The 13,908-nt window shown below is 58.8% G+C and carries 10 protein-coding genes; 5 read left to right on the top strand and 5 right to left on the bottom strand.

What is annotated here, in order from left to right:
* Nucleotides 1–38 precede the first annotated feature (38 nt).
* Nucleotides 39–836 carry an ATP-binding cassette domain-containing protein gene (locus tag G5195_RS19315; RefSeq protein WP_421236398.1) on the top strand — a complete coding sequence of 266 codons (798 nt, stop codon included), beginning with the start codon at nt 39–41 and terminating at the stop codon, nt 834–836.
* Nucleotides 837–1,201: 365 nt separating this feature from the next.
* On the opposite strand, the gene G5195_RS19320 is transcribed toward G5195_RS19315, so the two are convergent.
* Nucleotides 1,202–2,269, bottom strand: a complete 1,068-nt coding sequence (locus tag G5195_RS19320) for a 3-deoxy-7-phosphoheptulonate synthase (protein ID WP_106844008.1) — start codon at nt 2,267–2,269, stop codon at nt 1,202–1,204.
* A 144-nt stretch (nt 2,270–2,413) separates the two neighbouring features.
* Between G5195_RS19320 and G5195_RS19325 the strand changes: the two genes are divergently transcribed.
* A complete protein-coding gene (locus G5195_RS19325; RefSeq protein ID WP_005337641.1) occupies nt 2,414–2,794 on the top strand; it encodes a diacylglycerol kinase in 381 nt (126 codons plus the stop codon).
* 81 nt (nt 2,795–2,875) lie between these two features.
* Here the strand turns inward: G5195_RS19325 and serA are convergent, their stop codons facing one another.
* The 4 genes from serA to G5195_RS19345 form a co-directional block, all read right to left on the bottom strand.
* Nucleotides 2,876–4,108 (bottom strand): phosphoglycerate dehydrogenase, encoded by a 1,233-nt coding sequence (gene serA / locus G5195_RS19330; protein WP_005337639.1) that lies wholly within the window; start codon nt 4,106–4,108, stop codon nt 2,876–2,878.
* Nucleotides 4,109–4,433: 325 nt separating this feature from the next.
* Nucleotides 4,434–5,087, bottom strand: a complete 654-nt coding sequence (rpiA, locus tag G5195_RS19335; RefSeq protein ID WP_421221423.1) for a ribose-5-phosphate isomerase RpiA — start codon at nt 5,085–5,087, stop codon at nt 4,434–4,436.
* Nucleotides 5,088–5,248: 161 nt separating this feature from the next.
* The gene (locus G5195_RS19340; RefSeq protein WP_005337635.1) at nt 5,249–5,845 is read right to left on the bottom strand and encodes a 5-formyltetrahydrofolate cyclo-ligase; all 597 of its coding nucleotides are present in this window, start codon (nt 5,843–5,845) and stop codon (nt 5,249–5,251) included.
* A gap of 314 nt (nt 5,846–6,159) precedes the next feature.
* Nucleotides 6,160–7,494: a Na+/H+ antiporter NhaC family protein gene (locus G5195_RS19345; protein ID WP_106844006.1), complete on the bottom strand. Its 1,335-nt coding sequence runs from the start codon at nt 7,492–7,494 to the stop codon at nt 6,160–6,162.
* 334 nt (nt 7,495–7,828) lie between these two features.
* Here G5195_RS19345 and dapB point away from each other — a divergent pair, with 334 nt between their 5' ends.
* The 3 genes from dapB (at nt 7,829) to carB (ending at nt 13,692) form a co-directional block, all read left to right on the top strand.
* Entirely contained in the window at nt 7,829–8,641 is an 813-nt protein-coding gene (gene dapB, locus G5195_RS19350) for a 4-hydroxy-tetrahydrodipicolinate reductase (protein ID WP_005347132.1), read from the top strand.
* 669 nt (nt 8,642–9,310) lie between these two features.
* A complete protein-coding gene (gene carA / locus G5195_RS19355) occupies nt 9,311–10,447 on the top strand; it encodes a glutamine-hydrolyzing carbamoyl-phosphate synthase small subunit (protein WP_031227689.1) in 1,137 nt (378 codons plus the stop codon).
* A 20-nt stretch (nt 10,448–10,467) separates the two neighbouring features.
* Nucleotides 10,468–13,692 carry a carbamoyl-phosphate synthase large subunit gene (gene carB / locus G5195_RS19360; RefSeq protein WP_216961925.1) on the top strand — a complete coding sequence of 1,075 codons (3,225 nt, stop codon included), beginning with the start codon at nt 10,468–10,470 and terminating at the stop codon, nt 13,690–13,692.
* Nucleotides 13,693–13,908 lie beyond the last annotated feature (216 nt).

The following is a 13,908-nucleotide window of genomic DNA, read 5'->3' on the forward strand; positions in this document are numbered from 1 at the left end:
CAGTCTCCTTATTTACCCGTTGTTGAGGCAAGATGCCGATGTCACCCGCTGATCCCAAGCCGGTTTCTTCTCGTGCTGCTGCGCCGCTGCTGGAGGCGAGCGCACTCGCCATTGCCGGACGGCTCTCTCCCCTAGATATCCGCTGGCATGGTGGCCAGTTGGTAGCGCTGCTTGGCCCCAATGGCAGTGGCAAGTCGACCCTGCTCGGGGCGCTGGCGGGGATTTTACCCGCCGATGGCACAGTGCTGCTGGGGGGGGGAGTGCTTACTGACATGAGTTGGCCCGAGATTGCCAAACGGCGCGCCATGCTGCCCCAGCGTCAGCCCCAGCTGTTTCATATTCCGGTGTTTCAGGTGTTGAGCCTGGGGCTCGATGAGATGGTTGCACCTGCCAGACAGAACGAGGCGATAAATGCATTGTGCGAGGCATTGGAGCTGGAAGCTTTGCTGGCTCGTGACTTCAGCCGGTTGTCGGGGGGCGAGCAGCAGCGGGTGCTGATTGCCCGCACCCTGCTGCAGGTGTGGCCGAGCCTCAATCCGACCGGCAAGGTGCTGCTGCTGGACGAGCCGCTGGCGGGGCTCGACCTGCATCACCAGCTGGCGCTATTGCGCTTGCTGAAAACCCTGGCCGGGCAAGGCTTGCTGGTGGTGATCGCCATCCACGATATCAATCTGGCCATCGACTGGGCCGACCGCATTCTCTGCCTGCAAGGGGGCGCGGTGGTGCGCGAAGGGGGTGTCGAGCTGGTGGATGAGGCGCTGCTGGCACAGGTATTCCAGATCCGCACCGACCGCATCGAAGCGGCAGGACGCGTGTGGTTTATGCCCAGTTTGTAAGTAGGGTGTACAGGAAAGAGCGCGCATGTAGGGTCGATTAGCGAAGCGTAATCGGCCGACAGCAAGAAGAAGGGGCCGGTATCAAAAATACTGGCCCCTTTGGTTTTATTCGCAGTTCAAGCCTGTTTGCTCAGGTGCACCTGCGCCGCCTCTGCCAGCATCGCCAGCAGGGTTTCGGAGTCGATCCACGACAGGCAGGCATCTGTGATGCCCTGGCCGAAGGGTGATGTCGCAGTCTTACCGCAGGTTTGCTTTGTTCAACCGCACCAGCGCGGCTTCGGCCTGCATCGCCAGCAGGATTTCGGTGGCGCTCCACGACAGGCAGGCATCTGTGATGCTCTGGCCGAAGGGTGATGTCGCAGTCGTTACCGCAGGTTTGCTTTGTTCAACCGCACCAGCGCGGCTTCGGCCAGCATCGCCAGCAGGGTTTCGGTGTCGCTCCATGACAGGCAGGCATCTGTGATGCTCTGGCCAAAGGTGGCTGCGCAGCCGTTCTCCACATCCTGACGCCCTTCCACCAGGAAGCTTTCTGCCATGATGCCGGCGATGCCGGTACGGCCGCGGCGCAGCTGATCGCAGATATCTTGCGCCACCAGCAGCTGACGGCGGTGATCCTTCATGCTGTTGCCGTGGCTGAAATCGACCACCAGACGCTCCGGCAGACCCACATCGGCCAATGCTTCACAGGCTTCATCGACACTGGCGGTGTCGTAGTTGGGGCGGTGGCCGCCACGCAGGATCACATGACCAAAGGGGTTACCGGCGGTGCGGTAGATGGTCATCTTGCCGTCTTTGTCCGGCGAATAGAAGATGTGGCTGTGACGGGCGGCGCGCACCGCATCGATGGCGATGCGGGTATTGCCGTCGGTGCCGTTCTTGAAGCCGACCGGGCAGGAGAGGGCCGAAGCCATCTCGCGGTGTACCTGGGATTCGGTGGTACGAGCGCCGATGGCGCCCCAGGTGATGAGGTCGGCAATATACTGGCCGGTCACCATATCGAGGAATTCGGTGGCGGTGGGCATGCCGATCTCGTTGATGTCGACCAGCAGTTTGCGCGCCAGTTTCAGCCCTTCGTTGACGTCGAAACTGCCATCGAGGCGCGGATCGTTGATGAGCCCTTTCCAGCCGACGATGGTGCGCGGTTTCTCGAAGTAGGTGCGCATCACGATGCAGAGGCTCTCTTTATACTGCTCGCGCAGGGCGTTGAGGCGCTGGGCATACTCGCGAGCAGCAGCGGGATCATGGATAGAGCAGGGGCCGACAATGACCAGCAGGCGCTGATCGTCTCCGGCCAGAATGGCTTCCACTTCGCGACGGGCATCCAGCAGATTCTGGGCAATGGTATCGGTGATCGGAAACGCGTGTGCAAGCTCGCTCGGAGTGATCAGTGACTCCAGGCGACGGGTGCGCAATTCATCTGTGTGAATGGACATACAACTCAAGTCTCGAGTGGGTGGTGTCAGCCGCAAGGGGCGAAAAAGCAAAGAGATAAAATAAAGCAAAAGTCCCCTGATTGAAACCTTGGGGGGCTCTGATAGGATGTGAGGCCAAAATCGATTCCAAATGAGGTAGTTAGCGTGGCAAAGCCAGGGGCAACCGGGGTCACCCGCATCATCAACGCAACCGGTTACAGCATGAAGGGGCTCAAGTCAGCCTGGATTAACGAGGCGGCGTTTCGGCAGGAGCTGATGCTGATCCTGTTGCTGATGCCGCTGGCCTTCTGGCTGGGGGATTCTCTCAACCAGATCCTGCTGCTTATCGTCATCAGCTGGCTGGTGGTGATCGTCGAGATCCTCAACTCTGCCATCGAAGCTGTGGTAGACAGGGTTGGCTCCGAGCATCATGAGCTCTCCGGTCGCGCCAAGGATTTGGGCTCTGCCGCCGTCTTTATCGCGTTGGCCCTCAATGCCCTGGTGTGGGGCGCTCTGGTGGGCCGCAACCTGTTGGGGTGGTGGTAAGCCATCACGCTGCTTTGAGGTTCTGCTTCACACAAAAGCCCGTCATCACGACGGGCTTTTTGCTGCGCAGATAAGGGGCTATCAGTGGAGGATGCGGGCACGGATGGTGCCGTTGATCTCCTTGAGCTTGGCGAGCGCCTTCTCGCTGTGCTCGGTCTCCACGTCGATCACCACGTAACCGATATGGCTGCTGGTCTGCAGGTATTGACCGGCGATGTTGATCCCCTCTTCGGCGAAGATCTGGTTGATCTGGTTCATCACGCCCGGCTGGTTGCGGTGAATGTGCAGCAGGCGGCTGGAGCCCTTATGGCCCGGCAGCGACACTTCCGGGAAGTTGACGGCAGAGAGGGTGGAGCCGTTGTCGGAGTATTTGACCAGCTTGTTGGCCACTTCCAGCCCGATGTTCTCCTGCGCTTCATGGGTGGTGCCACCGATGTGCGGAGTCAGGATCACGTTCTCCAGCCCACGCAGCGGGCTTTGGAACTCCTCGTCATTGGACTTGGGCTCGACTGGGAAGACGTCGATGGCGGCGCCGGCGATATGGCCGCTCTTGATGACGTCAGCCAGCGCATCGATATCCACCACGGTACCGCGGGCGGCGTTGATGAAGATGGCGCCCGGTTTCATCATCCGCAGCTGCTCGGCACCGATCATGTTCTTGGTGGAGGCGGTCTCCGGCACGTGTAGGCTGATGACGTCAGACATATTGAGCAGCTCGACCATGCTCGGCACCTGAATGGCGTTGCCCAGCGAGAGCTTGTTCTCGATATCGTAGTAATAAACCTTCATGCCGATGCTCTCGGCGATGATGCCAAGCTGGGTACCGATGTGGCCGTAGCCGATGATGCCGAGCTTCTTGCCGCGGGCTTCCACCGAGCGATTGGCCAGTTTTTCCCACACGCCGCGATGGCACTTGGCGTTTTTCTCGGGGATGCCGCGCAGCAGCAGCAGGATCTCGCCCAGTACCAGCTCGGCGACCGAACGGGTGTTGGAGAAGGGGGCGTTGAAGACCGGAATGCCGCGGATCTGGGCCGCTTCCAGCTCTACCTGGTTGGTACCGATGCAGAAGCAGCCGATAGCGACCAGTTTGTTGGCGGCGTCGAGGACTTTCTCGGTGATCTGGGTGCGGGAGCGCAGCCCGATGAAATGGACGTCGCGGATCTGCTCGATCAGCTCCTCTTCGGAGAGCGAGGTCTTGAGATACTCCACACTGGTGTAACCTGCGGCACGAAAGGTCTCTACGGTGTTGGGGTGAACCCCCTCCAGCAGCAGAACCTTGATTTTATCCTTGTCCAACGAAAACTTGGCAGTCATGACGATCCCTCTGTATGTGCAAACGTAAGTGCAGATTTGGTGTGCGAAGAAAACCGTAAAGTAGCAAAAACGTTTGGGAGAGGGAATATTTGTGACGAAAGTCAAATTCTTTGAAGTTATCAACGAATGTTGTAAACATCCGTATGCAACTTGTTGAGGGATAAATAAAAACGGCGCCATCAGGCGCCGTCATTTATTCAGAATGCAATGTCTGGGTTAGTATCCCATCCCGGGGCTCAATCAACGCCATCGCTGTGTCAGGGTTGGCAAAATGGCGTTGGCGGGCGAGGGAGGATGCCGCTGCACTGTGCTGCCGGTGTCGGGATTACTGGGTAATCACGCCGTCCGGCGTACCGATCAGGACCACATCGGCGCCGCGGGCTGCGAACAGGCCGTTGGTGACCACACCAACGATGGCGTTCAGCTGCACTTCCAGCGCCTTGGCGTCGGTAATGGCCATCCCTTTTACATCCAGAATGTGGTTGCCGTTGTCGGTGACCACCCCTTCACGCCAGACCGGGTTGCCACCCAGTTTGCGGATTTCGCGGGCCACGTATTCGCGGGCCATCGGGATCACTTCCACCGGCAGCGGGAACTGGCCCAGCACGTCGACGGTCTTGGTGTTGTCGATGATGCAGATGAACTTGTCTGCCACGGCGGCAACGATCTTCTCGCGGGTCAGGGCTGCGCCACCGCCCTTGATCATGTCACGGGTTGCGTTGATCTCATCGGCGCCATCCACATAGACGGAGAGGGCGTCGATCTCGTTGAGATCATATACGGTGATGCCGAAGCCCTTGAGGCGCTCGGTGGAGGCAACGGAGCTGGATACCGCCCCCTTGATCTCGTCCTTCATGGTCGCCAGCGCGTCGATAAAGTGGTTGACGGTAGAGCCGGTGCCTACCCCGACGATGGTACCGGGAACCACATACTTGAGCGCAGCCCAAGCGGCCGCCTTCTTCATTTCATCTTGAGTCATGATCGTTCCTTAAGAAAAAAGCGGGCGCATTATATCCAACCCGGTACCCCGTCGCGACCTTGTTGCTCACGTTCCGGGGCAAAAAGAGGGACTTTGTAAATCGTTTGCCTGTTTATTCTGCGTTTGCGCGCACAAAGCAGGGGCTGCCTGCCAAAAACAGCCTATTCAAAGCGCCAGCAGTGGCTCGGGGTGATGATCTGGGGCAGCGGTACATCCCACTCCTCTTGCGGGACCGCATCCACCTGCTGGCAGTCGTGGGCAATGCCGAGCGGCTTGGGGCCCAGCTTGTGCTCATGCCAGATGGCGAGAGTGCGATCGTAGTAGCCGCCCCCCATGCCAAGACGATTGCCCTGGGCATCGAAGGCGACCAGCGGGGTGCAGATAAGATCGAGCGTGCTGTGGGGCACCACCTGCAGGATATCCAGCTCCGGCTCTTCGATTCCGTAGCGGTTGCGTACCATGGGGCTGGTGGCGGTATAGCGCAAAAAGAGCAGGTGACCCGGAGTAAAGGGGTGGAGCACCGGCAGGTAGACCTCTTTGTGCTGGGCCCACAGCCAATGGATGGTGGGCAAGGGATTGATCTCCCCGTCATTGGCCAGATAGAGGGCAATGCGTTTGGCGGCGAGGATCTCGGGGTGTTGCTTGAACTGGGCCAGCAGCTGTTGGGCCGCCGCCTGCTGCTCGGCCGGACTCAGATTTTTGCGGCGTTGACGAACCAGTTGGCGCAGGGATTGACGTTCGGGTTGGGACTCATGCATGGGGAACCTCTGGTATAGCTGCGCATCGATGGCTTGAACGCGCTCTACCTTAGCACATTCACTCTTGACGTTAAGGGGGGCAGGGAAACCCCGTCCCGGACGGCTGATGCCCGGAACGGTGGGATAAATGCTGGCGGATCCGATAGTGAGTCAACAAGGGCCAGGGTGTGGCCCCTGTTGATGGCATGTCGGCGCGCCAGCGTCTGGTCTGTTACTTGTCAGCTTTGCCGCGCATCTGGTGCTTCACGAACACGGCAATCAGTGCCGCTACCGCGAGCGCTAATCCTGTGTAGAAACGCATGGACGTTATCCTGTTACTTGTCAGCCTTGCCGCGCATCTGGTGCTTCACGAACACGGCAATCAGTGCCGCCACCGCGAGCGCCATCGGGTAGAAACTCATGCTCACTACCGCCAGCGGTGACAGGGCGAAGATGGAGCCCAGCAGCAGCGCCTGTGCGCCCCAGGGGATCAGACCCTGTACCACGCAAGAGAAAATATCGAGCATGGAGGCGGCGCGGCGCGGGGTGACACCGTGGTGTTCGGCCAGATCCCGGGCTACCTTGCTGGCGACGATAATAGCCACCGTGTTGTTGGCGGTGCAGAGGTTGGTGAGGCTCACCACCCCGGCGATGCCGAGCTCGGCGGCTTTCTCGTTCTGTTCACCATTGTGCTCGCGAGTGAAACGGGCAATCAGGGCGCTGATGCGCTCGCTGATCCAGGCCAGTCCACCCTGACGTTCCATCAGGGCGCCGAGGCCGCCGATCAGCATGGAGAGCAGGAAGATCTCCTGCATGCCGGTAAAGCCCTGATAGATATCCTTGCTGAACTGACCGATGGCGTAGCCGTTGATCATGCCCACCACTCCGGCGGCCAGAATGCCGATCCCCAGCACCACAAACACATTCACTCCGGCGAGCGCCAGCCCCAGGATCAGCAGATAAGGCATCACCTTGAACAGCTCGATGGCGCTGCCGCTGGCAGGGGATTCACCCACTGACCCCAGGGTCAGATAGAGCAGGATCACCGCGATGGCAGCTGGGGCCGCAATCTTGAAGTTTTCGCGGAACTTGTCCTTCATCTCGCACCCCTGACTGCGGGTTGCTGCTATGGTGGTGTCGGAGATGATGGAGAGGTTATCGCCAAACATGGCGCCGGAGAGAATGGTGCCTGCCATCAGTACCGGATCGATACCGGCCGCCTGCGCCACGCCCAGCGCGACCGGCGCCACGGCACCTATGGTGCCCATGGAGGTGCCCATAGCGGTAGCAATAAAGGCAGAGATGAGGAACAGCCCGGGCAACAGCGCCCAGCCAGGGATGAGCGACAGGCCCAGCGCCACGGTGGCATCAACCCCGCCGGTGGCCTTGGCCACGCTGGCAAAGGCGCCCGCCAGCAGATAGATAAGGCACATCGCCATGATATTGCTGTGCCCGACCCCCTTGAAGAAGGTCTCCAGATTGCTGTTGAAGCTCTCTTTGCCAAGCAGCAGGGCGAGCATCACCGCAGGCAGGGCAGCAACCGGAGCGGGCAGCTGATAGAAGGCGAACTCGACCCCCTGCAGGGTCAGCCAGGTACCGGTACCGATAAAGAGTGCGAGAAAAACCAGAAGTGGCAGCAAGGCCCTGGCACTGGGTTGAGTCTGGATCATGTGTTCCTCTGAAATTGAACAATGACCTCCTGTCATAAACTGCTTTGTACCTGTATCGGATAGGGATAGGGGGAAAACAGGGCGGGCATCCTGCCGCATTGGGGTGCCCACAGTAGTGAGTCAACCCCACAAGGTCAAGATAGACGTCCAGATGGATAGGTGTTTTTATCTTTCGATTTTGTCACTCTGACTAAATCCGTTAAATGTTCGGATTAAATTAAATATTTTCGTTTATTTGTCGGTTGTCTCTGCTGGCTCACTGTGGGCTTTTCAAAGCTGGCACAGGCTGGTAAAACGGTCTCTTTCCATAATTAAAAGAGATGAGAGGGTGGAGATGGACAATCCGATCCGTGTGGCTGTGATGGGCTGTAATGGTCGTATGGGCAAGGTGCTGCTGGAGGCCATCACCAACACCGATGGCGTGGTGGTTGGTGCTGCGCTGGAGCGGCCGGGCTCGGCGGTGATCGGTCTTGATGCCGGTGAGCTCAATGGGCTGGGCCATCTGGGTGTGGCCATCAGTGACAGTCTTGACAAGGTGCGTGACGAGTTTGATCTTATCATCGACTTCACCCGCCCCGAGGTGACCCTGGCCAATCTGGCCTTTGCGCTGGCCCACCACAAGCAGATGGTGATCGGCACCACCGGTTTTGATGATGCAGGCAAGGCCGCCCTGAAAGAGGCGGGCAAGCAGATCGGTATCGTGTTCGCCTCCAACTACTCGGTCGGGGTCAACCTGGTGTTCAAGTTGCTGGAGCAGGCCGCCAAGGTGATGGGAGATTACACCGACATCGAGATCATCGAGGGCCACCATCGCCACAAGGTGGATGCGCCATCCGGTACTGCGCTCTCCATGGGGGAAGTGGTCGCCAAAACCCTGGGCCGGGATCTCAAGGAGTGCGCCGTCTATGGCCGCGAGGGGATCACTGGCGAGCGGGATCGCAACACTATCGGCTTTGCCACCATTCGTGCCGGCGATCTGGTGGGGGAGCATACCGTCATGTTTGCCGATATAGGCGAGCGGGTGGAGATCAGCCACAAGGCTTCCAGCCGCCTGACCTTCGCCAACGGTGCTGTGCGGGCGGGCAAGTGGCTTGGTCAGCAGGGTGCCGGTCTTTATGACATGCAGGATGTGCTCAATCTCAAGTGATGCCTCTGTGCGGCACTTTCGTACTACTGCTACCCAGTGAAAAACCCCGGCTTGCCGGGGTTTTTGCTGTCAGTCAGCCAGAGTTTGTGTAAAAAGACACTCTATCGGCAATTTTTATCTGAATGCCTTATAAATCACACTATTGCTTTGTCTGCCAGATTTTTCCTTCCTGAATGTCATCACCAGGTAACAGATTTGAGCATCTTTATGGCGGATTAAGCCATTTTTTTACACGGAATCGGAAAGACTAAAAATTCAAACGCTGAAAAACGTTTTCCATTTTTCACGTTCACTCTTGTCATCGTAAAAGCGTTAAATTTGTCATTAATGTTTTTTGTGTAAAAATAAAAGTCATTGTTTTAATTGCTTTTTTTGTTTGTTTTTGTCGCTATTGCTGGCTTGGTGTCATCTTTTGGTGGTGGTTTTTCCTTTTCTTTCACGGGAGGGGGTTGCAAAGCGATTAAGTGCATAGATAATGGGTAATGTTGCTTTTTTATTGAATTTAGATGCATTTCATCTGAGAAAAGACGTTGAAATGCCACTTTTTTTAAGTAGAATGCGCCCAATTTGCCAGAAATCTGCCGGGTTCGAGTCCTGTCCAAGACCGGAACCGAGCCCGCAACACCCAGGTAAATTGCTGAATTTAAAGCTAAATAACTGGAGGTTGTCTTGAATCACACTGCATTGCTAGTGCTGGAAGATGGAACTGTATTCAAAGGCGTGTCGATAGGCGCCGAGGGATGTTCCGTTGGTGAAGTGGTTTTCAATACGTCGATGACGGGCTATCAGGAAATCCTCACCGATCCCTCTTATTCCCGTCAGATAGTCACCCTCACTTACCCCCATATAGGCAACACCGGCACCAACAGCGAAGATGAAGAGTCCAGTCAGATCCATGCTCAGGGATTGATCATCCGGGACCTTCCGATACTTGCCTCCAATTTCCGCAATCAGCAATCCCTCTCCGAATACCTCAAGTCTCACAACATCGTTGGCATCGCCGACATCGACACCCGTAAACTGACCCGCATCCTGCGCGAGAAAGGCGCTCAGGCTGGCTGCATTTTGGCCGGGAAACAGGTCGATGAAGCCTATGCTCTCGAACAGGCCCGCGCCTTCCCCGGTCTGAAGGGGATGGATCTGGCCAAAGAGGTAACGGTTGGTGAAGCGTACAACTGGACCGAAGGGAGCTGGCAGCTTGGCAAGGGGCACGTCACCCCGGATGCCGACCAGCTGAAGTACCACGTGGTAGCCTATGACTTTGGCGTCAAGCGCAACATCCTGCGGATGCTGGTTGACCGTGGCTGCCGCCTGACCGTGGTACCGGCCAAGACCCCGGCCGCCGAGGTACTGGCGATGAACCCGGATGGCATCTTCCTCTCCAACGGCCCCGGCGACCCCGAGCCGTGCGACTACGCCATCGAGGCCATCAAGGCTTTCCTTAATACCAGCACGCCGGTATTCGGCATCTGTCTGGGTCACCAGCTGCTGGGTCTGGCCTCCGGTGCTAAGACCGTCAAGATGAAGTTTGGCCACCACGGCGCCAACCATCCGGTGAAGAGCCTTGATGACAACACCGTCATGATCACCGCTCAGAACCACGGCTTTGCGGTAGACGAGAACAGCCTGCCGGATTGCCTGCGCGCCACCCACGTCTCCCTGTTTGATGGTTCCCTGCAAGGTATCCATCGCACCGACCGTCCGGCCTTCAGCTTCCAGGGGCACCCCGAAGCGAGCCCGGGTCCGCACGACTGTGCCGGTCTTTTTGACCACTTTATTGAATTGATTAAGCAGTATCGCGCCTAAGAAATAGAGGAAAGAGTTTCATGCCAAAACGTAACGACCTTCAGAGCATCCTGATCCTCGGCGCCGGCCCCATCGTCATCGGCCAAGCCTGCGAATTTGACTACTCCGGCGCCCAGGCGTGCAAAGCCCTGCGCGAGGAGGGCTACCGCGTCATTCTGGTCAACTCCAACCCGGCCACTATCATGACCGACCCGGAGATGGCAGACGCCACCTACATCGAGCCCATCACCTGGGAAGTGGTGCGCGAAATCATCAAGAAAGAGCGCCCGGACGCCATCCTGCCCACTATGGGCGGCCAGACTGCGCTCAACTGCGCACTGGCGCTGGAGAAGCATGGCGTGCTGGCCGAGTTCGGTGTCGAGATGATCGGTGCCACCGCCGACGCCATCGACAAGGCCGAAGACCGCTCCCGCTTTGACAAGGCGATGCGCAGCATCGGCCTGGAGTGCCCGCGTGCCGGCATCGCCCACAACATGGAAGAGGCGTGGGGCGTGCAACAGATGGTTGGCTTCCCCTGCATCATCCGTCCCTCCTTTACCATGGGTGGCTCCGGTGGCGGCATCGCCTACAACACCGAAGAGTTCGTTGAGATCTGCGAGCGCGGTCTGGACTTGTCGCCGACCAAAGAGCTGCTCATCGACGAGTCGCTGATCGGCTGGAAAGAGTACGAGATGGAGGTGGTGCGGGATCGCAACGACAACTGCATCATCGTCTGCGCCATCGAAAACTTCGACCCCATGGGTATCCACACCGGTGACTCCATCACGGTCGCGCCAGCCCAGACGCTGACCGACAAGGAGTACCAGCTAATGCGCAACGCCTCCATGGCGGTGCTGCGCGAAATCGGTGTCGAGACCGGCGGCTCCAACGTCCAGTTCGGCATCAACCCGAAAGATGGCCGCATGGTCATCATCGAGATGAACCCGCGGGTGTCGCGCTCCTCTGCGCTGGCCTCCAAGGCGACCGGTTTCCCCATCGCCAAGATCGCAGCCAAGCTCGCCATCGGTTACACCCTCGACGAGCTGATGAACGACATCACCGGCGGTCGCACTCCGGCCTCCTTCGAGCCGGCCATCGACTACGTGGTGACCAAGGTGCCACGCTTCAACTTCGAGAAGTTCGCCGGTGCCAACGACCGTCTGACGACCCAGATGAAGTCGGTCGGTGAAGTGATGGCTATCGGCCGTAACTTCCAGGAGTCCCTGCACAAGGCGTTGCGCAGCCTCGAGACCGGTAAGACCGGCTTCGACCCCATGGTGGATCTGAACGCCCCGGACTCCCTGACCCGCATCCGTCACGAGCTGCAGGATGCCGGTAGCGACCGTATCTTCTACATCGCCGATGCATTCCGCGCCGGTCTCTCCATGGACGGCATCTTCAAGCTGACCAAGATTGACCCCTGGTTCCTGGTACAGATTGAAGATCTGGTGAAACTGGAAGAAGAGGTGAAAGAGCGCGGCATGGCCGGTCTCGATGCTGACTTCCTGCGCGCCCTGAAGCGCAAAGGCTTTGCCGATGCCCGTCTGGCCAAGATCCTCGGTGTGGCCGAAGGGGAAGTGCGCAAACTGCGTGCCCGCAACAACATCTTCCCGGTCTACAAGCGGGTCGATACCTGCGCCGCCGAGTTCGCCACCAACACCGCCTACATGTACTCCAGCTATGACGAGGAGTGCGAAGCGGCCCCGAGCAACCGCGACAAGATCATGATCATCGGCGGTGGCCCGAACCGTATCGGTCAGGGTATCGAGTTCGACTACTGCTGCGTGCACGCGGCGCTGGCCCTGCGCGAAGACGGTTACGAGACCATCATGGTCAACTGCAACCCGGAGACCGTCTCCACCGATTACGACACCTCGGATCGTCTCTACTTCGAGCCGGTGACTCTGGAAGATGTGCTGGAAATCGTGCGCATCGAAAAACCCAAGGGCGTGATTGTCCAGTACGGTGGCCAGACCCCGCTGAAACTGGCCCGTGCACTGGAAGCCAACGGCGTACCGATCATCGGTACCAGCCCGGATGCCATCGACCGCGCCGAAGACCGCGAGCGCTTCCAGTCTGCCGTCGAGCGCCTTGGCCTCAAGCAGCCGGAAAACGGCACCGTCACCGCGCTGGAGCAGGCCGTGCTGCTGGCCGAGCGCATTACCTACCCGCTGGTGGTTCGCCCCTCCTACGTGCTGGGTGGCCGCGCCATGGAAATCGTCTATGACGAGCAGGATCTGCGTCGCTACTTCGCCGAGGCGGTAAGCGTCTCCAACGAATCGCCGGTACTGCTGGACCGCTTCCTGGACGATGCGACCGAGCTGGACGTGGATGCCATCTGCGACGGCACCGATGTGGTCATCGGCGGTATCATGGAGCACATCGAGCAGGCCGGTATCCACTCCGGTGACTCCGGTTGCTCCCTGCCTCCCTATACCTTGTCCAAGAAGATTCAGGACGAGATCCGCGAGCAGGTGCGCAAGCTGGCGCTGGAGCTCGGCGTTATCGGCCTGATGAACGTGCAATTCGCGGTCAAGGGCGATGACATCTACCTCATCGAGGTGAACCCGCGTGCCGCCCGTACCGTGCCGTTCGTCTCCAAGGCGACCGGCGCCCCGCTGGCCAAGATTGCCGCCCGTGTGATGGCTGGTCAGTCGCTGCAAGAGCAGGGCTTCACCAAAGAGATCATCCCACCCTACTACTCGGTGAAAGAGGTGGTACTGCCGTTCGCCAAGTTCCCGGGGGTTGACCCGCTGCTGGGGCCAGAGATGCGCTCCACCGGTGAGGTAATGGGAGTGGGCAGCAGCTTTGCCGAGGCCTATGCCAAGGCGCAGCTGGGTGCCAACCACGCCGTACCGAAAGAGGGTCGTGCCCTCTTGTCAGTGCGTCACAGCGACAAGGCGCAGGTGGTCGACTTGGCTGCCAAGCTGCTGGAGCTGGGTTACGAGCTGGATGCCACTCACGGCACCGCGGTAGCGCTGGGTGAAGCGAGCATCAACCCGCGCCTGGTTAACAAGGTGCATGAAGGACGCCCGCACATTCTCGACCGCATCAAGAATGGCGAGTACACCTACATCGTCAACACCGCCGAAGGGCGGGTGGCGATCCAGGACTCCAAGCAGTTGCGTCGCGCCGCCTTGCAGAACAAGGTGGCGTATACCACCACCATGAATGAGGCGTTTGCCACCTGCATGGCCATCAGCGTGGATGCCACCGCTAACGTCAACTCGGTGCAGGAGCTGCACCAGAAGGTGAAAAACCGCTAAGCGTTTGCAGCGGGCATCAGCCCGATTTGCCAGACGACCAACCCCCGCCAGCGATGGTGGGGGTTTCTTTTTATCTGTCGCTAAGCGTTCGGTTCGGAGCGGGTGAGCCATTTAGGAAGGTCATGAGTTCCGTATCGCAGTGTAGTGGTCAACTAAATCCGGACACTTGGTTAGGCCGATCTTCGGCTTTTGCTGGCGGTATCCCATTATTGTGGT

Origin of the sequence: Aeromonas sp. 601039 (assembly GCF_049174415.1) — a bacterium.
GTDB lineage: Bacteria > Pseudomonadota > Gammaproteobacteria > Enterobacterales > Aeromonadaceae > Aeromonas > Aeromonas veronii_A.